At 57.0% G+C, this 22,588-nt stretch carries 24 protein-coding genes; 6 read left to right on the top strand and 18 right to left on the bottom strand.

Features of this window, described 5'->3' with window-relative positions:
• Positions 1–7 precede the first annotated feature (7 nt).
• The 12 genes from Q0526_RS10525 to Q0526_RS10470 all read right to left on the bottom strand — a co-directional run bounded on the left by Q0526_RS10525 (position 8) and on the right by Q0526_RS10470 (position 11,707).
• Positions 8–1,789: a hypothetical protein gene (locus Q0526_RS10525; protein ID WP_298733300.1), complete on the bottom strand. Its 1,782-nt coding sequence runs from the start codon at positions 1,787–1,789 to the stop codon at positions 8–10.
• Between the two features lie 8 nt (positions 1,790–1,797).
• Positions 1,798–2,538, bottom strand: a complete 741-nt coding sequence (locus tag Q0526_RS10520; RefSeq protein ID WP_298733298.1) for an ABC transporter ATP-binding protein — start codon at positions 2,536–2,538, stop codon at positions 1,798–1,800.
• 13 nt (positions 2,539–2,551) lie between these two features.
• Complete coding sequence (locus Q0526_RS10515) at positions 2,552–3,352, bottom strand: ABC transporter permease (RefSeq protein WP_298733296.1); 801 nt, start codon at positions 3,350–3,352, stop codon at positions 2,552–2,554.
• 24 nt (positions 3,353–3,376) lie between these two features.
• A complete protein-coding gene (locus Q0526_RS10510; protein ID WP_298733293.1) occupies positions 3,377–4,627 on the bottom strand; it encodes a 5-bromo-4-chloroindolyl phosphate hydrolysis family protein in 1,251 nt (416 codons plus the stop codon).
• A gap of 17 nt (positions 4,628–4,644) precedes the next feature.
• A complete protein-coding gene (locus Q0526_RS10505; RefSeq protein WP_298733292.1) occupies positions 4,645–5,805 on the bottom strand; it encodes a GDSL-type esterase/lipase family protein in 1,161 nt (386 codons plus the stop codon).
• A gap of 181 nt (positions 5,806–5,986) precedes the next feature.
• On the bottom strand, positions 5,987–6,751 hold the full coding sequence (locus Q0526_RS10500; protein ID WP_298733290.1) for an SDR family oxidoreductase: 765 nt from the start codon (positions 6,749–6,751) through the stop codon (positions 5,987–5,989).
• Positions 6,752–6,814: 63 nt separating this feature from the next.
• Positions 6,815–7,753 (bottom strand): YgcG family protein, encoded by a 939-nt coding sequence (locus tag Q0526_RS10495; RefSeq protein WP_298733288.1) that lies wholly within the window; start codon positions 7,751–7,753, stop codon positions 6,815–6,817.
• Positions 7,754–7,767: 14 nt separating this feature from the next.
• Positions 7,768–8,439 (bottom strand): LemA family protein, encoded by a 672-nt coding sequence (locus Q0526_RS10490; protein WP_298733286.1) that lies wholly within the window; start codon positions 8,437–8,439, stop codon positions 7,768–7,770.
• Between the two features lie 35 nt (positions 8,440–8,474).
• On the bottom strand, positions 8,475–9,650 hold the full coding sequence (locus Q0526_RS10485; protein ID WP_298733284.1) for a toxic anion resistance protein: 1,176 nt from the start codon (positions 9,648–9,650) through the stop codon (positions 8,475–8,477).
• Between the two features lie 30 nt (positions 9,651–9,680).
• Complete coding sequence (locus Q0526_RS10480; protein ID WP_298733282.1) at positions 9,681–10,310, bottom strand: 5-bromo-4-chloroindolyl phosphate hydrolysis family protein; 630 nt, start codon at positions 10,308–10,310, stop codon at positions 9,681–9,683.
• Positions 10,311–10,368: 58 nt separating this feature from the next.
• Positions 10,369–10,899: a DNA-deoxyinosine glycosylase gene (locus Q0526_RS10475; protein ID WP_298733280.1), complete on the bottom strand. Its 531-nt coding sequence runs from the start codon at positions 10,897–10,899 to the stop codon at positions 10,369–10,371.
• A 1-nt stretch (position 10,900) separates the two neighbouring features.
• Positions 10,901–11,707 (bottom strand): HAD family hydrolase, encoded by an 807-nt coding sequence (locus Q0526_RS10470; protein ID WP_298733278.1) that lies wholly within the window; start codon positions 11,705–11,707, stop codon positions 10,901–10,903.
• Between the two features lie 77 nt (positions 11,708–11,784).
• Here Q0526_RS10470 and Q0526_RS10465 point away from each other — a divergent pair, with 77 nt between their 5' ends.
• From Q0526_RS10465 to mgsA, 4 genes are all read left to right on the top strand, one after another.
• Positions 11,785–12,489, top strand: coding sequence for a hypothetical protein (locus tag Q0526_RS10465; protein WP_298733276.1), 705 nt, complete (start codon positions 11,785–11,787; stop codon positions 12,487–12,489).
• Between the two features lie 58 nt (positions 12,490–12,547).
• On the top strand, positions 12,548–14,338 hold the full coding sequence (locus Q0526_RS10460; protein WP_298733274.1) for a penicillin-binding transpeptidase domain-containing protein: 1,791 nt from the start codon (positions 12,548–12,550) through the stop codon (positions 14,336–14,338).
• A 187-nt stretch (positions 14,339–14,525) separates the two neighbouring features.
• Positions 14,526–15,266 (top strand): AAA family ATPase, encoded by a 741-nt coding sequence (locus tag Q0526_RS10455; protein ID WP_298733272.1) that lies wholly within the window; start codon positions 14,526–14,528, stop codon positions 15,264–15,266.
• Positions 15,267–15,292: 26 nt separating this feature from the next.
• On the top strand, positions 15,293–15,697 hold the full coding sequence (gene mgsA, locus Q0526_RS10450) for a methylglyoxal synthase (protein WP_007047455.1): 405 nt from the start codon (positions 15,293–15,295) through the stop codon (positions 15,695–15,697).
• 63 nt (positions 15,698–15,760) lie between these two features.
• Here the strand turns inward: mgsA and Q0526_RS10445 are convergent, their stop codons facing one another.
• The 6 genes from Q0526_RS10445 to dapF all read right to left on the bottom strand — a co-directional run bounded on the left by Q0526_RS10445 (position 15,761) and on the right by dapF (position 21,439).
• Complete coding sequence (locus Q0526_RS10445) at positions 15,761–16,483, bottom strand: zf-HC2 domain-containing protein (RefSeq protein ID WP_298733266.1); 723 nt, start codon at positions 16,481–16,483, stop codon at positions 15,761–15,763.
• Positions 16,480–16,965, bottom strand: coding sequence for a sigma-70 family RNA polymerase sigma factor (locus tag Q0526_RS10440; protein WP_298733264.1), 486 nt, complete (start codon positions 16,963–16,965; stop codon positions 16,480–16,482). The genes Q0526_RS10445 and Q0526_RS10440 overlap by 4 nt, the downstream gene beginning before the upstream one ends.
• A gap of 124 nt (positions 16,966–17,089) precedes the next feature.
• Positions 17,090–17,500, bottom strand: coding sequence for a pyridoxamine 5'-phosphate oxidase family protein (locus Q0526_RS10435; protein ID WP_298733262.1), 411 nt, complete (start codon positions 17,498–17,500; stop codon positions 17,090–17,092).
• Positions 17,501–17,520: 20 nt separating this feature from the next.
• Positions 17,521–18,708, bottom strand: coding sequence for an LL-diaminopimelate aminotransferase (locus Q0526_RS10430; protein WP_298733261.1), 1,188 nt, complete (start codon positions 18,706–18,708; stop codon positions 17,521–17,523).
• Positions 18,709–18,799: 91 nt separating this feature from the next.
• Positions 18,800–20,434: a hypothetical protein gene (locus tag Q0526_RS10425; RefSeq protein WP_298733258.1), complete on the bottom strand. Its 1,635-nt coding sequence runs from the start codon at positions 20,432–20,434 to the stop codon at positions 18,800–18,802.
• A gap of 159 nt (positions 20,435–20,593) precedes the next feature.
• Positions 20,594–21,439, bottom strand: a complete 846-nt coding sequence (gene dapF, locus Q0526_RS10420; RefSeq protein WP_298733256.1) for a diaminopimelate epimerase — start codon at positions 21,437–21,439, stop codon at positions 20,594–20,596.
• Positions 21,440–21,586: 147 nt separating this feature from the next.
• On the opposite strand from dapF, the gene acpP reads away from it, so the two are divergent.
• Together acpP and Q0526_RS10410 are read left to right on the top strand one after the other, a co-directional pair.
• Complete coding sequence (acpP, locus tag Q0526_RS10415) at positions 21,587–21,823, top strand: acyl carrier protein (protein ID WP_007047462.1); 237 nt, start codon at positions 21,587–21,589, stop codon at positions 21,821–21,823.
• Positions 21,824–21,854: 31 nt separating this feature from the next.
• On the top strand, positions 21,855–22,588 hold a 734-nt coding region (locus Q0526_RS10410; protein WP_366522081.1), incomplete at its 3' end, for an aminoacyl--tRNA ligase-related protein.

Genomic DNA, 22,588 nt, shown 5'->3' with positions numbered 1-22,588 from the left:
GTCACGTTCAGTCCAGCGGAATGTAGTAGACAAGCCCGCTTTCGTGGGCGATCACATCCCCTTCTTCGCAGCCAGCCGCTGTCATGAGATCCTCCAGCGTTTGCTGCTGTTCCGCTACCGCGTAACCGTCCAGATCCAGATAGATGCCTGCCACGCCTTGCGCCCGCAGTTCCGCTACCATGGCGTCAGGTTCCAACTGGCTGGTCTCTTGATACCAGACACCGTTCTCGGTACCGTATCCGGCACCGTAACTAAACCGCAGCGTGTCGCTGTGCAAGGGGCCGCGCAGCAAGGTATAATCCCACATATTGTTGAGGGATCCATTCTCAAAATTCTTCATATAGGGCAGTTGGAAGATCACTGCGCCGTCACCGGCTTCCGCTTCCACCTGTTCCATAAAGGCAGCATCCTGATACCAAGTGGTCTGGACCTTCTCATAGTTGGGGGTAAACAGGCCCTGCTGTTCCCAGTAGCTGTACCCCATGACGACCACCAGCACCACCGCAAACAAGCGTTTTGCCCGGCCTTTTCGGGTTTGCAGACAATGTTCAGCCCAGAGCCCCACTGCCAACAAGGCCAAAAAGGCAATATAAGGGCTAATACGGTTGTACCCGCGGATATAGCGCACCAGAATGCCGATCAAGCCGCCGAAGCTGGCAATCGAGGCCAACAGCAGTGCCGCTACGTTCAGACGCCCCAACAGCCAAACCCGGTCCCCCAGACGAGGGGTCTGAGTCTTACCGGACTGCCAATCATGGTTTTTGAAGAGCAGCACCAGCAGTACAAGAAAGCCCACCACGCCCACAATGCCCAGATAACCGTAGGCATTTTCGTTGTACATGGGGCCTTCGTCGGTGGCCAGCAGATGGAAATACTGTTTGAGCCATTTGGCCAGTTTATCCCAGCCGTACCCATTGGGCGAGAGCAGTAAGCTGCTGATCCGCAGGCTGTAAATGTCAGCGCCGATAGGGCTGCGATACACGCCATTGGTCAGGGTGCTGCCCACCCCAGCCAGCATCCCCAATACCATGGGGAAAAAGTCAGGGATCATCCACGCCACAATCTCGGCAATGGTCAAAAAGCAGGGCACACCGGCGGCCAGTTTCCGGTCCCGCAGGATCAGGCACAGCGCCGTGATGCAGAGGAAAAAGCAGGTAAAATAGGGGTAGTACGCCGCACCGTTGTTGGCGATTCCCCATGCAAAGGCAATGGCCAGCCAGTTGCGCCGATTGCGGAAAAAGCCCTTGCCCGGTCGGGCAAAGGTGGGATCCTCGGCACACCACAGACAAAGCAGAATCGAGAACGGCACAAATTCCACAGCGGCCAGCATCATATGTCCGGCCAACCGTTGCTGCACATAGGGGCAGATGCCAAAGGTCACACCGAAGGCAAACGCCAACCAACGCCGCATGCCCACCATGCGAAACACCGCATAGCCGGCCAAAGCATTGGCGAAGGGAATGACCAGCACGTACAGGTTAAAGACGATGCCGGTATCCTTGGTAAACAGCCCTACGAAAGCCACAAACAGGTCGTAGATCAGGTCATAGTTGGGTTCGTAGGGGCTGGGCGGCTGGTAGAAAGGCCACCCCAGCGACTGGGTCAGTTCGCCGTAGCTGCGCTGCACCTGCCCTACCCAGTAGATGCCGTCGCCGCCGTAGAGCATTGGCACATGCCAGTCCAGCCGCCAAAGCTGAAAGAAAAAATACTCCGTCAAAGCGATGGCGGCGATCACCAAAAGGATCATGCCGCCTTCCTGCAACAGATTTTGCTTTTTGTGTAACGTCATAGGGTTCCTCATTCGCCGCGCTGCATAGCGGCCACATAGGCGTCGCAAACTTCCTCCGCCGGGCCGTCCCCCCGCAGATGGCCATGGTCGATCCAGATGGCCCGCTTGCAGAGCTGTTTGACCTGATTGATGTCATGGCTGACAAAGAGCAGCGTCGTGCCGCCGGACAGCATCTTTTCCATGCGCTGATGGCATTTTTGCTGGAACATAAAATCGCCTACCGACAGGATCTCGTCACAAGCCAGAATTTCGGCCTCCACTTCGGTGGCAATGGAAAAGCCCAGCCGGGCGATCATACCGCTGGAGTAGTTTTTCACCGGCACGTCCACAAAGTCCCACAACTCGGCAAAGTCGATGATATTTTGGAAATGTGCCTCCATATACTCCCGGTCATGGCCCAGCACTGCCCCGTTGAGAAAGACGTTTTCCCGGGCGGTAAGCTCCAGATCAAAACCTGCGCCCAGCTCGATAAGCGGGGCAATTTCGCCGTTGACACGCACAGTTCCCCGTGTAGGATACATGACCCCCGCGATGAGCTTGAGCATCGTGCTCTTGCCGCTGCCGTTGCGGCCGATCAAGGCCACCGATTCCCCCTGTTCGATGGAGAAGGAAACATTTTGCAGGGCGTAGAACTCATTGAAAAAGAGCTGATGTTTCAGCAATTTGACGGTGTATTCTTTAAGGGTCTCGGTTTTTTCCTGCGCCAGATTAAAGCGCATCGAGACGTCTTGCACCTGAATGATGGGCATAGCGAGCGGCTCCTTACAGATACAGAATAAAGTTGCGCTGCAGCTTGCGGAAGGCCGCGAGCCCCAGCACCATCATGACCACTGCACTGGCAATGCAGGCGAACCAAGTATTGGGACCGGGCACAAAGCCATACATAACCAGACAGCGCAGGCAGTTGACATAGTGATACAGCGGGTTGAATTTAACGACCTGCTGCATAAAAAGAGGCAGCTGCGAGAATGGATAGAAGAGCGGGGTGGCGTACATCCACGCCATAGTCAGAATGCCGTACAGATACTGCAAATCCCGGAAGTAGACCGCCAGCGCCGACAAAAGCAGCGCCATGCCGCAGCAGAACAAAAACAGAAGCAGCAGCGGTGCCCAGACCAACAGCAGCGTGGGGTAGATGGGCGACCGGGTGATGAGCATGACCAACACGATGGCAGTCAAGCTGAACAGCAGGTTTACAAAGCTGGACACCACCCGGCTGATGGGAAAGATAAACTTGGGCACGTACACTTTTTTGATCAGGGAAGAATTGCCCAGTACGCTGCCCATACCCATATTGGTGCTTTCGTTAAAGAAGCTGAACAGCGTATTGCCGCAGATCAGATAAAGCGGATAGTTGGGAATATCCCAGCGGAACATGTACGAAAAGACCAGCGTTTGCAGCAGCATCATAAGCAGCGGATTGAGGATGCTCCACACGTAGCCCAGAAAACTGCGGCGGTATTTGACCTTGAGGTCACGGGTGACCAATTCCCGGATCAGCGGGCGGTATTTCTTGAAGTGGCCCCAGCTGGTGCGCAGCTGGCCTTGGGGTTGGTGTTGCATGGGTTCGGTTCTCTCCCCTATTTTTTACAGTTTAAACGGCGTGTCGCCGGCCAGACCGTCGGCACGCAGCATATTTTCCATCACGTCGATGTCGGCGCTGACATCCAGTGCATCCTCCTGAAAGAGCTGATCCAACTGGGTTTCAAAGGCGTGCACCAGCGTGTCCATCGTCTGCTCAATGCGGCGTTTGGACTCGGTGATATTCTCTCCTTCGACCCCCTGCGCATCCAACTCCGCGTAGGTTTGCAGCAGCTTTAAGGAGGTCGGCAGATAATAGTCCATGAACTTGCGCATCCGGGGCAGTTTATCAGGGTCGGCCTTGGCTTGCTCGAAAATTTTGGCCGAGACTGCCTCCAACCGGCTGATCTTATCGCTCATCTCCTCGTCGGGGATGGCGTCGTTGACCCGGCGCAGTTCCTCTAAGATTTTTTGGTATTGGTCCTTTTCCTCGGCGGCAGGCTTTGCCTTGCGCGGCTTTTTGGGGGTCGGTTCCGGCGCTTTGCCTTCCACCACCAGATACCGGCGGCGCATATCCAGATAGGCATCGGGGCCAAACACCCCGTCATCGATGCAGTTTTCCAGATGCTTACAGCACTTCTCGTAACTGCAGGGCACAGCCGCAGCAATGTCGGCAATGGGCATGTTTTTGGCATCCCCCACGATGTTGTCGATCTTTTTGCGCATCCGGCGATTGGTGCGCACGGTATGCGCGCCAAACAGGCACCCTACGCCGCCGGTCAGCATCATCAGGACAGGGATCATCTCTTCCAACACCCAAGTCCAGTAATATCCGCCTTCCACCAACGCATCGGGCAGCCAATACATGCCGTCAGGCAATGCCAGCAAACCGCAGATCAGCAGGGCCACACCGGCGATGGTCAAACCTGTGATCAAGCCCTGACCGCCCTCCTTTTTAGGAGTCGCTGCCGGCTTCGCCTTATTGGCAGAGCGCTCCTCTTGGGCATAGACAGGGGTTTCTGTTTCCGTATAGACCGGTTCGATCGGGATGGACATATCTTTTCGGGTCCGCCGCCGGGCTGCCTCCTCAAAGCCGCCCAACCGCCCATTGCGCATGGCACGGTTCAGTATGAGGAAGACGATTCCCAACGGCCACCACACCACAAAACCGATGACAATGGCCCACCACGGGAACTGGAAGGGGCCGTCGCCGCGATGGTATTCGTCCTTGCTGTACCGGTTTTGGTAGCGGTTGCCGCTGCCGCTGTAAGGATGGTTGGGATCGGTGTAACGGGGGTCTTCGTCCTGTTTGGGCATACTCTCTCCTCTTTTGCTCAGGGAATGTCGGCCAACAGTTGTTTGACTTCGTCGCTCAAATAGTAGGTGCTGCCGGCCTGATAGGGGTTGTTTTTATTATAAGGCACATGGGTACACAGATAGCTGACCCACTTGTTGTATCCCGAAACGGTCAGATGGACGCCGTCGGGCTGGGCATAGTCGGTAAGCAGATACCCGGATTCATCACTGAACTCGGCGTTGAGGTCGAGGAAATAGCAGCCCCGCTCCACGCACATCTGCTCAATAGAGGCATTGATGGAAGCCAACCGATCCGGCGCCAGACCGGGCGCGTCATCCTCCACCTTTTCCTGCGTGGCAGACAGAACCGACTGAACATACAGGGCCGTGTTGGGCAAGGCCGCCTGCAGCTCGTCCAGCATACGGCCATAATAGTTCAAAAAGCTCTCGTCGTTGCCGGTGGATACCAGCGCGTTGGTGCCGATCAAGATATACAGTTTGGCGGGCTGAGCATTGGTAAGCACATCCATCGCCACTTCTTCGCCCCGGTCGGGGTTTTCTACCGTGGTGCGGTTGACGATGCTGTTGGGGCTGACGCCCTCATAGCCGCAGATCAGCGCCCCGCCTACGTCGATGTTATATTCACTTTCACAGAAGCCGGCGGTCAGCGAGTCACCCAGAAAAGCCGCATCGGCAAACCAAGAGGTATCCACCCGGCCAAATTCCGGCAACGCCGTGGGCGCCGACGGAACCGCCGTATAGGTATAGCCCGCATCTGCGGTTTGTTCCACCGGGCCCACATTGCCCCAGTTCAGTGTCTGCGTGGCGGTTTCGCTGTTGCCGGAACCGCCGTAAGGCAGCGGGGCCACCAACTGGGCACTGCCGGTGGGGGTTTCCTCGACGGGGGCCGGCTCACCGGTCACGCTGCGGGGCAAAAGCAGGGTGATAATGCCGGACAGCAGCAAAATGCCCCCTACCGTACCCGCAAAAAAGGTGCGGCGGCGACGACGGCGGCGCTCCCGGGCACGGCGGGCAGCCGCCCGCTGCTGTTCCGGCGTAAGCGGACCGCGGCGCGCAGCGCGCTGTGGGTCGGGACGGCGCGGGGCATCCGGCCGAGCCCATCCGTCCTGCCAGTTGTATTCCGATTCCGGCTGAGACCGCCGCGGGCGGTCCCGGTCGGGACGCTGTGGGTTCGCCATGGGCACTTTCCCTCCTCCACAGGCAAATTTGACTATATTCAGTATGATTATAGCACAAACCGGCCGATAAAAACAGAGGCAAACGCAAGATTTTACCGCTCTGTCAACTGTGCCACGCTTTCGTCGTTCCAACGGCAAAAATTCATCTCTTCGCGACATCTGTGCCCGGTCTTACCGCTGGCTAGCGGCCCATTTTTCTCTTTTGCTGGTGCGCCACCATCGCGATCAGAGGCCGCCGGGGCACCAGACGGCTCAGCGTCATACCGACAGCCATCATCGGGCCCGGCACAATGATGGTCTTACGGCGGCGGATTCCTGCCAGCGCGCTGCGCACGCAGGCCTGTGCCGAAATACCGGGCAGTGCAAACTGTACCTGTGCCACCGCATTGAACTCGGTATTCACCGGCCCGGGGCAAAGGCATCCCAAATAGACCGGACTGCGGCGTGCCCGCAGTTCTGCCGCCACCGACTGGGTCAAGCTGACCACATAAGCCTTGGTGGCATAGTAGGTGGCCATATAGGGTCCTGCGGGAAGCAACCCTGCGCTGGACCCTACATTGAGCAAGGCGCCGCCGCCCTGCTTCTCCATCTTTTGGACCATCCCTTTGGTCAGGATCTGTACCGCCCGTACATTCACATCCACCATCTGCAATTCCTTGGCAAGGTCCACCTGCTCAAACACCCCGCAGGCACCAAATCCGGCGTTGTTGATAAACAAATCTACCCGGCGGTCCTGCAAAGCGTCCAGCAGCCCCAGACAAACCTCTGTCTGGGACAGATCCGCCGCAAGGACCTCGCACCGGGTGGGCAACTCCTTTGCCAAGGCTTCCAATCGCTGGGTCCGGCGGGCAACCAGCAACAGGTCGTACCCTTGTGCCGCCAGTTGGCGGGCAAATTCCGCCCCAATGCCGGAGCTGGCACCGGTGATCACTGCAAAAGCTGCCATGGCAGCCTCCCTTCTATAACAAAAACCGACCCGCGCAATGCGGGCCGGTTCAAACGACACGACTTAATGGCGACGTCCTACACCGCCGCCGCGGCTGGAACCGCCCCCCGGACGGAATCCACCGCCGGAACGGCCTGCCCCGCCGAAACCACCGCCACGCGGCGGACGAGGAGCACCTCCGAAACCACCGGGACGAGGACCACCCGGACGAGGACCGCCAAAGCCGCCGGGGCCCGGACCAAAACCGGGCGGGGGCGGCGGCGGGCGCCGAGGACGGCGCGGCCGGGATGCACGGCCCAAGCTGTACCAGAACAGACCGTTGGCAACCCCACCGCCACGAGGCGGACGGGGCCCAGAGCCCCGGGGCCGGGTCAGGCTGGCCAGCAATGCGATGACCAACAGCACGGCAAAAACAATCAAAAGCACCGTCACAAAGCTGATGCCTCCCCTCTGCTGCGGAGCCGGAGCCTGTGCGGCATTGTCCAGCGTGGAAACCGGAATGCCGTAGATGGTACACAGTTCCTCGGCAATGGCCCGCACCGTCTGCTGGGTGCCGGTATCATAGTCCTGCTTGACCCAGTTGGGTTCCAGATCTTCGTCTAAAATGGTGCCCAGTTTGCTGATGGGGAGCTGGGTCTCCAATCCAGCGCCACGGGTCACAAAGTAGTCATCCTCCCCCGGCACCAGCAGCAGCAACACACCGTTGTCCTTATCGGCAGACCCCAGTCCCCATGCATTCAGCACGTCATAGGCGTACCCTTCCATGGTGGAATTGCCGATGTACTCGGTGGTATATACGCCGATCTGCGCGCCGCAGGTGTTTTGCAGCGCCACCGAAAGGCCCTCTACATACTCCTCCGTGTCGGAGGAAAGGATATTGGCATAGTCGTTGACGGCGGTGTTGGGGTCCAACTCCGGCGCCGCCAACGCCGGGAGCGCCGTCACCGCCAGCAGGCAGAACGCCGCGGCGGTGGCCGCGATGCGGCGAAGGTATCTTTGCATGTCCTGTTTCCTCTTCAAGTTCCTGTGGTTACGGTTCCTCCATCGCTGGGGGCGAAGGTCTGCAGCGTACCTGCATCCCACAAGCCCGCAAGCACCTTAGCGGGGAAGCCCGAAACCGTCTCGTTGTAGGCCTCAGCCTGCGTGTTATACTCGGCTGCCGCCCGTTGGATGGTCGCCTGTGCCGACGTGAAACTATCGTACAGGTCGTCCAACTGTCCTTTGGTTTTGGCATCAGCCGTATCGGCAGCCGCGGTGTACAAAAGGTCCACCGCCCCTACCAACGTGGTGTTGCAGCTATACTGCACTGCCGGCTGGGCTGCGTCCGCCTCGGCATTCCAACGGTCCAGCGCCGCCTGTGCGGCCTGTACATCGGCATCCGCCTCCCCCAGCACGTTGGAGGCCACCCGGATCAGGCTGGCAGCCGCGTCGGTCTGGGTGGCAAAGTCCCCCTGTATGCTGTGGCCATATTCATCCTGCTGGGTCGTATAGATCTGAGCTGTGCGGCTGCGCAGCCCTTTCAGCCGCGCACCGCCGATGCCGAACACCGACACCAGCGCCAAGACCACAAGGGCCAGTACTGCCGTGGGACGTTTTTTGGCCGGCGGCGGCAGTTTGGTTTCCACTTCGCCCAGCACTTCCAGCTGGGGACCGTGGATGACAAAAGTTTCCTGTTGTTCGAGTTGCATGACAGCTCCTCTGCTGCGATGGGCCGCCTAAGCGGTCAGGCGTTGATCTCCAGCAATTTGGCGCGCAATTCGCCTTCGATGCGGCCCAGTTCCTGCTCGGCATTGGCCCGCTTGGCTTTGCCGTCGGCGCGGATCTTGTTCAGTTCATCCAGCGTTTCGATGAGCTGCTTGTTGGTCTGCTGCAGCGTCTCGATGTCCACGATGCCCCGCTCCGACTCCTTGGCAATGTCGATGGTGCCCTGCTTGAGGGTAGCGGCGTTGCGCTTGAGCAATTCGTTGGTGGCGTCGGTCACCGCCCGCTCGGCCTTCATAGCCTCCTGACTATGGGCAATGCCCAATGCCAGCACCATCTGGTTTTTCCACAGCGGAATGGTGTTGACGATGGTGGTCTGGATCTTTTCCGCCATCATCGTATCGTTGGACTGGATCAGCCGAATCTGCGGTCCCATCTGGATGGAAACATTGCGGGTCAGTTCCAGATCGTAGAGCTTTTTCTCAAACCGGTCGCACAAGTCCGCCAGATCTCGGGCTGCCTGCGCATCCTCGGGCAGCTGGGTACGCTGGGCTTTCTCCTGCGCAGCTTTCAGCTCGTTGCTGCGCACGGCGGCCAGCTTTTTCTTGCCCGCCAGAATATACATGGTCAGCTCTTTGAAATAAACCAAGTTGAGCTGATACATCTTATCCAGCATGGTGATATCCTTCATCAGGGTGACCTGATGATCCTCCAACTGGGCACGGATGCGCTCCACATTTTTGTCGGCGCTCTCGTAGCGGGTCTTGAGCTGCTCGATGTTGTTGCCCGCCTTCTTGAAGAAGCCGAAGATGCCTTTGGGCTGTTCGGCGGTGGCGTCAAAGCCTTGCAGCTCCGCGATCAGCCCGGTGATCAGGTCCCCGGTCTCCCCCATGTCTTTGGTCTTGACCCGGGAAAGGGCGGTCTCGGAAAAATCACTGAGTTTCTTCTGGCTGGCCGCACCGTACTGCAGCACCATCTGGGAGTTGGTGATGTCGATCTTCTCGGCAAAGTCGTCCACCATCTTCTGCTCTTCCGGGCTCAGCGGCGTATCTTCCACCTTGACCGGTTCCGCCTGCTTGGCCTCTTCTACCGCCTTCTCTTCTGCGGTGGGGTCAAGCGTCAGGCTCGGGGTTGCATCCAGCGTCAGGCTGGGGGCTGCGGGCACGTTCAGATCCAATTCCTTGCTCAGGTCAGCCATAGGAGTTCCATCCTTTCTCATCTTTCATCATTATTTGGTCAAGTTTTGACTTTTCAAAATGCTGTCCAGCACTTCAATGTCGGTAGAAATATCCATTGCTTCCGCACTGTACAGTGCATCCAGCTGATTTTCAAACGCCTTGGCGGTGGTGTCGGCGTTACGGCGCAGATCGGTGAGGATCTGTTCGGCGTTTTCGCCCCGGACACCGTTTTTCTCCAAATTGGCATAGGCGCTCATCAGCTTGACCACCTCTGGCAGATAATACCGCGCAAAACGGTCGATCTGCCGCGCCTTATCGGGGGCACCTTCCACCACCGAAACAATGCTGCGGCCGGCTTTCTCCATCCGGTCCATCGCCCGGGAAAGTTGTGTATCGGGGATGGCGTCATTCAAGGCATGCAGCGCATCCAGATTGGCCGTGATGCCATTGAGCATAGCATCCACTTCCTCGCTGCCGGTGGCATAGGGTACCAGCGTGCGCACTACCCGCATGGGGCACAAACGCCGGGCAACCAGATAGACCACCGCACTGCTCACTGCCACAATGGCCAGATTGCCCACCGTGTAGGGCGGGAATAACAGCGAGGCCACCGGCCATGCCAAAGCCGCCAAATACAGCGGCAAAACCGGGCGGACCTGCTTTTCCTCCCATTTGCTCATGGCGCCTTTTCCTCCTGATGAAATAATAGACCTATTATAGAACAAAAACCGCTTTGTTTCAACCGTGCAGTTGTAAAAAAGGTGCTAACGCCGTTCCCCATGCCTGCCGCAGTTTTTCCATCGACCACGCCGCATTGGCTGGGCTGGTACTGGGCAAAACGGTGGCAGGCAATCCGGTCAGCGGCTGGGCATACCGGGCATACACCCGGCCCGACGCCGCCCCATTGCAGAACACCGCCTGTACCCCCAACTGACGGATCAGCGCCGCCACATCGTTGGGCTCCACATTGCGGATGGACGCATCGGATGCACCCCGAATATCGCAGGCGCCGATGGTATCCCACACCGCCAGATGATGGCGCAGGATGATGGCCTTTTTGGCTTCCAAGTCGTCCCAAGCAGGGGGTGCTTCCCCGGTAATCGCGGCCATCAGCGGCCAGAATCGGTTCTGCGGATGCCCATAAAAGAACCCCTGTTCCCGGCTTTTGGGGCTGGGAAAACTGCCCAGAATCAGTGCCCCGGCCTGCGTCCCATGCAGCGGTGGCAGCCCCGGCCCCACATGGGTGTAGGCGGCCTTGGTCACCGCCATCTTAAAAAGCCTCCGGCCACAAGCGGCGGCAGAGTTCCGCCACCCCGAAGGGCGCAGCATCCGGTCCCACACAGTCGGCAGCCGCCTTAGCCGCTGCGCTGCCGTTGGCCATCGAAATGCCTAGTCCGGCGGCTTGCAGCATGGACACGTCATTGTCGCCATCGCCTACCGCCACACAGTCCGCCGGGGTCAGGCCCGCCAACTGGGCCAGTTCGCACAGGCCCCGCCCTTTGTCCACCCCGGTCTGGGCGATGTCACAGCCGTTGCTGCCGGGATAGGAGTAGAGAAATTGCAGGCCCAGATACCCATACTTTTGCTGGAACTGTTCGGCCCGTTCCCGGGGCGCGAACCCGAAGGCGCCGAAAGGCATTTCCACCAAATGGTGGTCCTGATCTTCGCCGTCCACGATGTTGTTATGCAGATTCTTGGCTTTTTCCCGCTCCATAAACGTTTCATATCCCAGATAGGCATAGTTTGCGTCATGGAATGTGAAGCGCAGCGGCAGCTCATAATCCTCAAAGAAGTCTACCAGCGCATACATTTCCTCGTTGGTCAGGCGGTGCAGCGCCAGTTCATTGCCCTTACCGTCCAACAACTGGGCACCCCCGGCGCAAACCCAATAATCGGGTTTTACCGAGCGCAGCAGTCCTTTACCCACACCGGTACGTCCCCGCCCGGTGGCAATGGCGATCTTCACCCCGGCCCGCTGAACGGCGTTGACTGCGTCGGCGTTTTCCCGCGGGATGCGCTCGCAGCCATCGGGGCGCAGCGTACCGTCTATATCCAAAAGCAACAGCTTATATTTCATGAAAATTCCCTCCCGGGGGTATTATAACAAAGTCTACCGACTTCCCGCAAGGCATATTGTAAACAGGGGTGATGCAGATGCGGGGTGGTTTGGAGTTGGCCCAATCCAAGCGCCGTTGGCGCTGGGGAGTGGGAATCGTAGCGGCACTGTTGCTCCTAGGGAGCGCGCCCTGGCTGGCAGCCGCCTTTCCTGCCGGGTGGAGCTATCTGGACCGGCTTTTGGCGTCCCACGTTGCCCCTCGGTATGAGGAGCGGCTGGCAGACCTGACCGAGCAGAATGCCGCCCTGCATCATCAACTGGCTACGGCTGAAGCCGCTTTGGCAGAAAACGAAGCGCTGCGCAGGCTGCTGGACAGTCAGCGGGTAACGGGCAGTTGGCAGCCCGCTCGGGTGGTAGCACGGCAGCCCAATAGCGCCACGCTGGCTTGTACGGCAGCGGAAGGAGCTGCCGTGGTGGACCCGCAGGGGCGTTATGTAGGGCGTGTGGTGGAGAACCGCCCAGACGATACCTGCCGAATCGCCTTTGCCGGCACCGAGGAGAGCCCCTGCGCCGGACTATCCGGCAACTTTTCCGGGTTGTTGGCGCGGCACGGCGGCTGGGTTTTGACCGGTCTGCCCGCCGACTGCGGCTTGCCGGCAGGCACCGTAGTCACCACCCCCGGTGGGTATTGGCTGGGTACGCTGGCCGAAACGCCGCAGCCTGACGGCGACGGACTGACGGCCTCTGCGGCTTTGCAGGATACTGCCGACCAGAACAGTCTGGTGTTTTTTGTAAAAAAATGATTGCCATTTCGACAGAAATCGCCTATACTGGGAATACTATACAGGGAGGTGTTGCACCATGGCAAAACGACAAACCGGCCGCTCGACCGGCCGGGGGCGCATCGCGGTGTTGCTGATTTTATGCTGCGTCGTCTTTGTGCTGTTTTTTGCGCGGCTGGCTTGGATGCAGTTTGCCATGGCCGACCACTACGCGGAAAAGTTGGCCGAAGCCAGCTCCGCCAGTTACACCGTGGAGCAGCACGCGGCGCGAGGGGCGATCACCGACCGCAACGGGGTGGTACTGGCTCGAGATACCACCGTATACGACTTATATCTGCGGATCCCGGCACCTCCGGGCAGCAATTTACAGGAAACCGTACAAACAGTGCAGGCCATTACAGGCGGCAAGGATGTGGAAACACAACTTGCCGCCTTTTGTTCTGCCGTTTCGGCGGGGGAACTGTTGGTCATGGAATCGCTGAGCAGCGACCAGATGACGGCTATCTACCGTGCCGGTTTGGTGCAGAGCGGTGCCGCGCGGCTGGCAGCCCGCGGCGTGCGGACCTGGCCGGAGGGCGCTCTGCTGCCCCATGCGCTGGGATTCACGGGGCCGATCACCGCCGAGCAATGGCCCGCCGCCCAAGAAAAAGGGTTGGCTATGGACAGCATTGTGGGGCAAAGCGGCTTGGAGGCCGCCTATGACGACCTGCTGCGCGGGCAGGACGGACAACTGCTCATCAACACCGGTTTGGATGGTGCGGTGCGCACCACGGTGCAGCAAAGCTCGCCTACGCCGGGGGCCACACTGGTGCTGACGCTGGACGCCAAGCTGCAAACCGCCCTGCAGCAAGCGCTGGAGGAGCGGATCCAGACGCTGCGGACCACCGCTGCAACGGGCGGCGGACGGGAAACAACTGCCGGGGCCGCCATCGTGGTAGATGTGAAAACCGGCGGAATCCTTGCCGCTGCCAACTGGCCCAACTACGACCTGACCCAGTACCGCACCGACTACGCCGCCTTGGCTGCCGACCCCGCCGCTCCTTTGCTGGATCGGGTCTTTCAAGGGCTGTATGCGCCGGGGTCCGCTTTCAAACCTGCGGTGGCGGCTGCCGCCCTGACCGCGGAGTTCGACCCTAACGATACCGTCAACTGTACGGGACGGTATCTCTATTACAGCGGGTATCAGCCCGGCTGCCTGCAATACGGCCACGCCGGGCCGGTAGACCTGCGCACCGCATTGGAACATAGCTGCAATATCTTCTTCTACGATGTAGGACGGCGTCTGGGAGTGGACACCTTCAGCGCCATGGCCCAGCAGTTGGGACTGGCAAGCTCCACCGGCGTGGAAGTCAACGAAGCCGCAGGTCGCTTGACCTGGTCCCGCGACGACAACTATCAGGCCGGGCTGACCCTGATGGCAGCCATCGGGCAAGGCAACACCGCCGTGACCCCTGCCCAGTTGGCCGTTTATGCCGCCACCTTGGCCAACAACGGGCAGCGCCCCACCCTGCATTTTGCCGACCATGCTGTAAACACCGCCACCGGGGAAACGGTGTGGCAGTACCAGCCCCAGTTTACAGCCGTGGCGGGCGGCGAAACCGTTTTTGGTCCCATCCGAGACGGCATGAAGCGGATGGCGCAAACGACCCGGGTACTGCGGGAGGCCTCGGTGGTCTGTGCGGCCAAAACCGGCAGTCCCCAACGGGCCGAAACCCTGCCCAACGGCAGCCATTACGTCAATTCGGTGCTGATCGGCTATGCCCCGGCAGATGACCCCCAGATCGCGGTGGCCGTAGTTCTGGAATACGGCGGCGGCGGATCTAACGCAGCTCCCATCTTGCGGTCCGTGCTGGATGCGTATTTTGGCTGAAACGTTTTATGAATGGGCGATTTCTCCATTTTTTACACATCATTCTAAACAGTTCGTTGTTAAAACGTTCAAAAATGCGTAATTTTTTTTAATCAAAAAGCCAGTTGTCGCAGTAGACAAAGTGTGTTAGAATATGAATGAGAGAGTGTCGCGGTTCTGGCGGCCACGAATACAGGAGGCGCGCCTTTTGAACGCACAATGTATCATGATCTGTTCCGGCAAGGGCGGTACCGGCAAAAGCACCGTTTCGGTATTACTGGGTGCCGCGCTGGCACAGCTGAGCCGCAAGGTCTTGCTGGTGGAACTGGATTCCGGTTTGCGCAGCGTGGACATCATCGCAGGTGTTTATGGCCGGACTGTCTATGATATTGAAGATGTTCTTTGCGGGCGGTGCGAAGCCAACAAAGCCATTGTACCCAGCCCGCTATACCCCGGGCTTTCAGTCATCAGCGCCCCGTACGAAGGTGGCGCCGTGGAAGCGGCGCCCTTGGGCAGACTGCTGATGGCTGTACGCCCGTATTTTGATTTTGTCTTGCTGGATACCGCCGCCGGTATGGGCGCGCCGTTTACGGCCGCTGCCTCGGTAGCCGACAAAGCCCTGCTGGTGCTGACGCCCGACCCTGTGGCGCTGCGGGACGGCAAGATTGTGGCTGACCGGCTGTTGTGCGGCGGCCGCCCCCAGAGCGCGGTGCGCTTGGTGATGAACCGCATCACCCGGGACAGCTTTGGGAAACGGGCAGCAGTTTTTGATTTGGATGAATGCATTGATACCGTCGGTGCCCAGCTGCTGGCGGTCATTCCCGAGAGCCGAGAATTACAACTGGCCGGTGCACAGGGTTCGATTCCCCCTTCCGGCGATCCAGCGGTGATCGCCGGGCAGGCCATGGCCAAACGTCTATGCGGACAACGTGTTCCGCTTACCTTTTAAATGTTTGTGAAGGATGGTGTAGCGTTATGATAATTGCCTTGGTGGCCCACGACTCCAAAAAGGAGTTGATGGTACAATTTTGCACCGCCTACCGTCATATTTTGTCACAGCACCAACTGATTGCCACCGGTACGACCGGTCGTCTGGTCGAAGAAAACACCGGTTTGACGGTTCAAAAATTTCTGCCCGGCGGTCACGGCGGTGACCAGCAGATCATGGCGCGTATTGCCTGCGACGAAGTGGACATGCTGTTGTTCTTCCGCGACCCCATCAGCGCCAAACCCAGCGAGCCTAACGAGATGAACTTGCTGCGTATCTGTGATGTACATAACATTCCGGTGGCTACCAACATTGCCACTGCGGAGGTATTGATCCACGGTCTGGAACATGGCGATCTGGATTGGCGTACCATCCTGAATCCGCAGCACTGATCTAGCGATCCAATCAGAAAAGCCCGCCCCACGCCAATATCGCGTGCGGCGGGCTTTTTTGTTTTATTTTGTTTCATCCCGCTGCCAGAGCAGCACCGCATCCTTCGGTACCCCTCGGGCAACGATGTCGAACCACGCCTCAAATTCTGCGTAGGGCAGGTAGTAGACTGCTTTCAGATTCTCCATCTCCTCCCTGCCATTCAGCGCTTCGCTATAGAGAATAATCTCATGAGATCCGTCTTCGGTGTCATCCCCCCACTGGGCATGGGTCCATGCATGCCACTGGGAGCGGCCCAACGTAAAGACCAGTGTATCGCCGCCTACCGTATCCAAGACCCGCGTCCAGTGAACCGAAGCCATTTCCTCAGGATCCAGTTTCAGAACGATCCCCTGCCCCTTGATCAGCCATTCATCAGAGAGTGCTTCTTCCTCCACCCCCAAAATGGCCTCCTGTGGATAGTCCAGATAGGTAGTATTGGCACGGTCATACAAAGTCCATCCCCCGAAACACAGCAGCACCACTGCCAGCAGGGTTACCAGCACCGTCAGCAGCCGCTTTTTCCGCTGGGTACGTTTGACCCGACGCAGCGCCGCAGTTTGTTCCCGCTCCCGCGCGGCTACCATGTCCCGCTCCACCGGAGCGGCCGCCTGCATGGTTTCCCACAGGTGGCGGCAATCCGGGCAATCTTCCAGATGCTCCCGCACGTCGGTAGCAGTCTGTGGGTCACAAACGTCGTCCTGATAGAGTGGCAGCAAATCCCGTACCAGATAGCAAGGCAATTTCATGGCAAAACCTCCTTCAATTTGGTGCGAGCACGGTAGTAGGTCACCCGTGCCCAAGTTTCTGTTTTTCCATGCAGGGCCCCGATTTCTGCAAAGCTCAGTTCGCCGTAAACCCGCAGCCAAAAAACTTCCCGGTAGGGCTCCGACAGACCATGCAGCGCCTTGTACAGCGCCAATGCCGCTTGCCGTTCTTCCAGCCTCTGTCCCGGCAAGGGATCACGGTCCGGCGGCTCCGGCATCTGTTCGGGCTGTATTTCCCGACGGTGGCGGCGGTAGTGATCCACCAGCGCATGTTTGGCGATGCTGCACAGCCAGACGTTGAGTGGGCACTCTTGCTGGAAGCGGTCAATGCTGCGCAAGGCTTTATAAAACGTTTCTTGCGCCAGATCGGCTGCCAATTCCTCGCTATTGCAGAGCGTCAGCAGGTAGGCGTAAACCACTTTATAATACTGGCTATACACCTGCTCAAAACTGTCTTTCTCCATCCAGTGCCCTCCTTTCCTAGTTTTTCAACCGGTCGTACCCATAAGACGCAGAAAGACTTCAAACGTTACAAATTTCATAAAAAATGCGGGACCCCGAACGGGTCCCGCTGATGTACTAGAACAATTAGTAACTCATGATGTCTTTTACTGCTCCCGACATCGAGAACAGTTTCGCAGACAGGTGATCCAGATAGATGATCCCCAACTTGTTGCCGGTTTCCTCATTGTAGAGATCCTGCAGCTGGGGTGCCACCTTAAAGGCAGCTTCCTGCGCTTCGGGGGTATTGTCAAAGTTGGCCGTGCCCTGCACACGCAGCCATTCGCCGCGATCATTGGCGGTGCAGATTTCCAGATTGGTGTTATCCAGCAACTGCTTGTAAGCCGCTTTGTGCTTACCGATGGCAATGCACAGATGATCTTTATACCACATGGCAAACCCCAACGGCCGTACCCGCGGCAGATATCCTTCCACCGTGGCCAGATAGAACGTAGGATTTTCCTTCAGGAAATTCATAATTTCTTCGCTCGGTTTCATGACAATCCCTCCTCTTGGATTCACAGTGTTGCCAACACCTTCTTCAGACGTTCCGCCGCCTGCTTGGTACGCTCGGCATCGCCGAATGCCGTCAGGCGGAAATATCCCTTGCCGCAGGCACCAAAGCCTTCGCCGGGCGTGCCGACGATATGTGCCGTTTCCAGCAGCCAGTCAAAGAACTCCCAGCTCCCCATATTCTTGGGGCAGCGCAGCCAGATGTAGGGGCTGTTCTTGCCACCGCAGTACCACACACCGGCTTCATCCAAGGCCGCTGCGATGACCGCTGCGTTGTTGCGGTAGTAATCCAGATTGTTCTGGATTTCCCGCATGCCTTCTTCGGTAAAGACGGCTTCCGCACCGCGCTGTACAATGTAGGGTACACCGTTGAACTTGGTGGTCTGACGGCGCAGCCACATCTTATTCAGGCTCTGACCGTTCGACTGGATGCCAAAGGGCACAATGGTATATCCGCAGCGGGTACCGGTGAAGCCTGCAATCTTGGAAAAGCTGCACACTTCCACGGCAACTTCTTTGGCACCATCTATTTCATAGATGCTCCGGGCACAGCCTTCTTCGCTGACAAAGCATTCGTAGGCTGCATCGTACAGGATGACCGCATGATGCTCCTTGGCCCACTGGACCCACACGGCCAACTGTTCCTTCGTATACGTAGCACCGGTGGGATTGTTGGGGCTGCACAGATAAACAATGTCCCCTTCCGTGGAAGCATCCGGCATCGGCAGGAAGTTGTTTTCCGCGTTGGCCGCCATATAGCGGATCGTGCGGCCTGCCATCACGTTGTCATCCACATAGACCGGGTAGACAGGATCGGGGACCAGCACCGAATTCTCAACAGAAAACAGGTCCAGCAGATTGCCAAGGTCGCTCTTGGCGCCGTCCGAAACAAAGATCTCATCCAGTTCCAGCTTTACCCCACGGTCGGCATAGTATCCGCGGATGGCTTCCCGCAGAAAATCATATCCCTGTTCTGGGCCATACCCACGGAAAGTCTCCTTATGAGCCATCTCCTCAACGGCCTTGTGCAACGCCTCAATAACCGGCGTGGCCAACGGCAGCGTCACATCGCCGATCCCAAGGCGGATAACATCCGCCTCCGGATGCGCTTTTTGGTAGTCCGCAATCTTATGGGAAATTGTACTGAAGAGATAACTTTCGTTCAGCTCGGCATAATGCGGATTGAGTTGCATAATAATCCCCCTCTTGTGTATACTTATCCAATTAGACTTACTGTACCACAATTTTGTACGTCGCGCAAGAGAGAAGACACAACGAACTGCGTCAAGCCGACTGGGTATCCTGCGTTTCTTGCGCAGCCTCCTGCTCCCAAGACTGGGCGCCATGAATGGCGTTCATCATGTCGTCGTAGTTTTTGTAAGTCATGACCAGATAATGGCCCACCTTGGAAAGCCACTGGCTACTGTCATCCTCATATACGACATTCGACCACCAATACAGTTGAGAGAGGCCCATCTTTTCCAATTCTTCCTGCGTTGTAATCAAAAACACCTGACCTTCGGGAGGTTGCTGGTGGCTGCTCTTTTGTAGCCACTGATGCATTTCCATGTCATTGAAATCTTCCGTCACCCACATCTCAATTTGTCCATTTGACCATTCAGTTAACACATTTCCATTCCAAAATGTGGCATATCCCTGCGTATATCCTTGTCCTACCAACCAGTCACAAATAGTTTCAAGATGCGGATTGATTCTATACCCAGAAGAGAAAAACTGCATAGTTGCTCCAATACTAGTTGCCACAAAACAGCAGCTAAACGCAATCGCGGCAAGTTTCCTTGTAAACTTCAAAGAGAAATGCTCTGTCTCTCCTTCTAATTGGAGCACCGGAAATACAAAGGGGACTGCCGTAAGCCAGTAAGAAGCATTGATAGAACTAGGTACACCTGTACAGGAAAAAGCAATTCCTTGAACAATGCAAATCCAGACCAAAAGGACAGGTGCGATCAATTGAGACGTATTCAATTCTTTCCAGCGCCAAAGCAATCGCACGGTACTCACAATGATTGCGAAGATAGTGAGAAGGCTAAAGGAACCCAAAAGTCCAATTGCAGAAAACAGCGGAATTTTATCTTTTAAAAAGCCGTCCCCTGGATGGCCAAACAAGCTTAGGAACTCTGCCCACTTATCCAGTAGTTGACTAAAACTAAGTTGAACCCATTCTTGCCCATTATAGCTTTTAAACAAATGATTTTTCGCTAAAAATGTACCGTTAATCAAATATCCAATACAAGCAAGTAAGGCTGCCACTACCGACCAAATCAAAAGCCTTTTGCCCCGTTCGGGTAACTGCTGCGGTTTATTATTCCATTTCAACAGAAAAATCAGGCATGCCGCTAAAAGCATCGGCAGATAAAATCCCATGATGCCCTTCACACTGTTTAGTCCGGAAAGGAAGCAACTTGCCGCCAATAACAAGCCGTGCAAAACATACGCCCTTTTTTTGCTTGCGAAGAGCAAATGTAAAATTGCACCAAAACTCATTAACTGCCAAATCATGTACATTAGGTAAAGACCTCCAAAGGCCCCATACCAAAAATACCATACACCAAACGGACACGCTAATGCAGCGGCTCCCCAAACGCCACTATTCTTTAATTTCAATCCATGTCCAACGTATAAATAGGAAAGCAATAACAACAACATTGCAATGGCTTGCCCCATAATACGTGCTGCATACCAGTTTGTCGGAAAAAATGATAAACCGACTTCATAAAATACCGGAAGTGCACAAAACTCAATTTCTGTAGAGTACCACCAATTTACGGATAAAATTCCCCCTTCTTCTTTCAGTAAATTGGCCAGAACCATCTCACTAGCCATATCACTGTCGATATAGGGGCGTCCATATAACGCCAGCACCGCAAAAGTGATGCAATAGGCCGCAATCAACCACACCCAAGGAAACACCTGAAAGAAGCGTGCCCCCCCCTTTTTTTTGGTGCCAAAGAGTTTTCCACATTTTCAACACATTCTGCATGACTTTTTGACTTCCTCCTTCAGCCATTATTAGTTTTATTATACCAAATTGGCCCTTGTAGTGTAAAGCCAACGGGTTCAAATTTCCAGCACTCCTTCGTACACCGTTTCGGCAGGACCCGTGAGCAACACCGTATCGTCCTGTAAAATTTGTACGGTGAGGGTCCCGCCGGGAAGAGTCACCGTCACCGGGTTTTGCCGAGGGCAGTATCCCTGTAAAACCTGCGCCGCCACAGCAGCGCAAGCGCCGGTGCCGCAGGCCAGCGTGGCTCCGCTGCCCCGTTCCCAGACCATGACCGTCCATGCCGTCGGCCCATCCTGCCGTACAAACTCCACATTGACGCCCTGTGGGAAGGCCGGATGCTTTTCCAAAGCGCTCCCCCATTCTGCCAGCTGAGCCGGTGTGGGCAATGAGTCACGCCGCACCACGCAATGAGGGTTGCCTATACTGATGCAGCTGACCCGCCAAGATTGTCCCGCTGCTACCAACGGCACATCCAGCAAAGGGCCTGCCCCCAGACCTTCCACCGGCAGATCTGCTGCCCGGGTGGAGAATCGTCCCATGCCTGCACGCCACTGGTGGGGCGCCACCCGATACAACGTCTTGCGGCCTACCCGTCGGGTGTCCACCTCGATACGATCCTTGCGCACGCCGTGGTTGTAGAGATACTCCGCCACACAGCGCACCCCATTGCCGCACATATTGCCTTCGCTGCCGTCGGCGTTGTACATCACCATGGTGGCGTCCACGTCAGCCAAAAGCGGCGGTGCAATCAAGATCAGGCCATCGGCTCCAATAGAAAAATGCCGGCGGGAAAGCTGCCGGGCCAATTCCTCCGGGTGGTCCGGCAAATCGTTCTGGCGGCAATCCAGATAAATGTAATCATTGCCGGCCCCCTGCATTTTGGTAAACTGCAATTTCATACCATCACTCCCCCGAACATGGTATGCGGCAGCCCATCTTTTCAACACTCAGCGGCGGGCCGTTCCTTTTTCCCTGCACCCCCTTGACATCCTTCGGCAGATACGCTATATATTTAATGAATATTTGTTTGTAGAAGGAGTTAAACTATGGATTCCGAAGTTTTTGCGCGTATCCGCGATTATCTGGCCGACCAGCTGGAAGTTGACCCTGAGAAGATCACCCCCGAGAGCGATATCGTCAATGATTTTGGCGCCGACAGCCTCGATGTTATCGATATGATCACCACTTTGTCTGATGAGTTCGGCGTGGAGATTCCCGATGAGGATATTGAGACCTTCCACACCGTGGGCGATGTGGTGAATTATCTGGAGGAGCGGCTGTAATCATGCCGCCGTATGAGGTGAAGGAGTAGACATGGCAAGCGATAAGAAAAAAATGGTGGAAGCGATTACCGCACAGGAAGTCGATTTCGCCCAGTGGTACACCGATATTTGCACCAAGGCCGAGCTGGTGGAGTATTCCAGCGTGAAGGGCTTTGTAGTGCTGCGTCCCTACGGCTATGCAATCTGGGAGAACATCCAGAAGAATCTGGACACCCGTTTCAAGGCCACCGGCCATGAGAACGTGGCGATGCCGATGCTGATGCCGGAAAGCCTGCTGAAAAAGGAAGGCGAACTGGTCAACGGCTTTGCGCCGGAGGTTGCATGGGTCACGATGGGCGGCAGTGAGCCGTTGGAGGAGCGCCTTGCGGTGCGCCCCACCAGCGAGACGCTGTTCTGTGACCACTTCAGCCATGTGCTACACAGCTACCGTGATCTGCCGATGCTGTACAACCAGTGGTGCAGCGTGGTGCGGTGGGAGAAATCCACCCGTCCGTTCCTGCGCACCCGTGAGTTCTGGTGGCAGGAAGGTCACACCATCCACGAGACGGCAGAGGAAGCCCAAGCCGAGACCGAGCAGCAGCTGAACTGCTATGCCGATTTCTGCGAGAAGGATTTGTGCATTCCCGTCATCAAGGGCCGCAAGACCGACAAGGAGAAGTTTGCCGGTGCCGAAGCCACCTACACCATCGAAGCGATGATGAAGGACGGCAAGGCTTTGCAGAGCGGCACCAGCCAGTACTTCGGCGACAAGTTCAGCCGTGCTTA

Source organism: uncultured Subdoligranulum sp. (assembly GCF_937890665.1).
The sequence above is the reverse complement of the archived record's forward strand: the minus strand, read 5'-3'. Positions and strand labels throughout refer to the sequence as shown.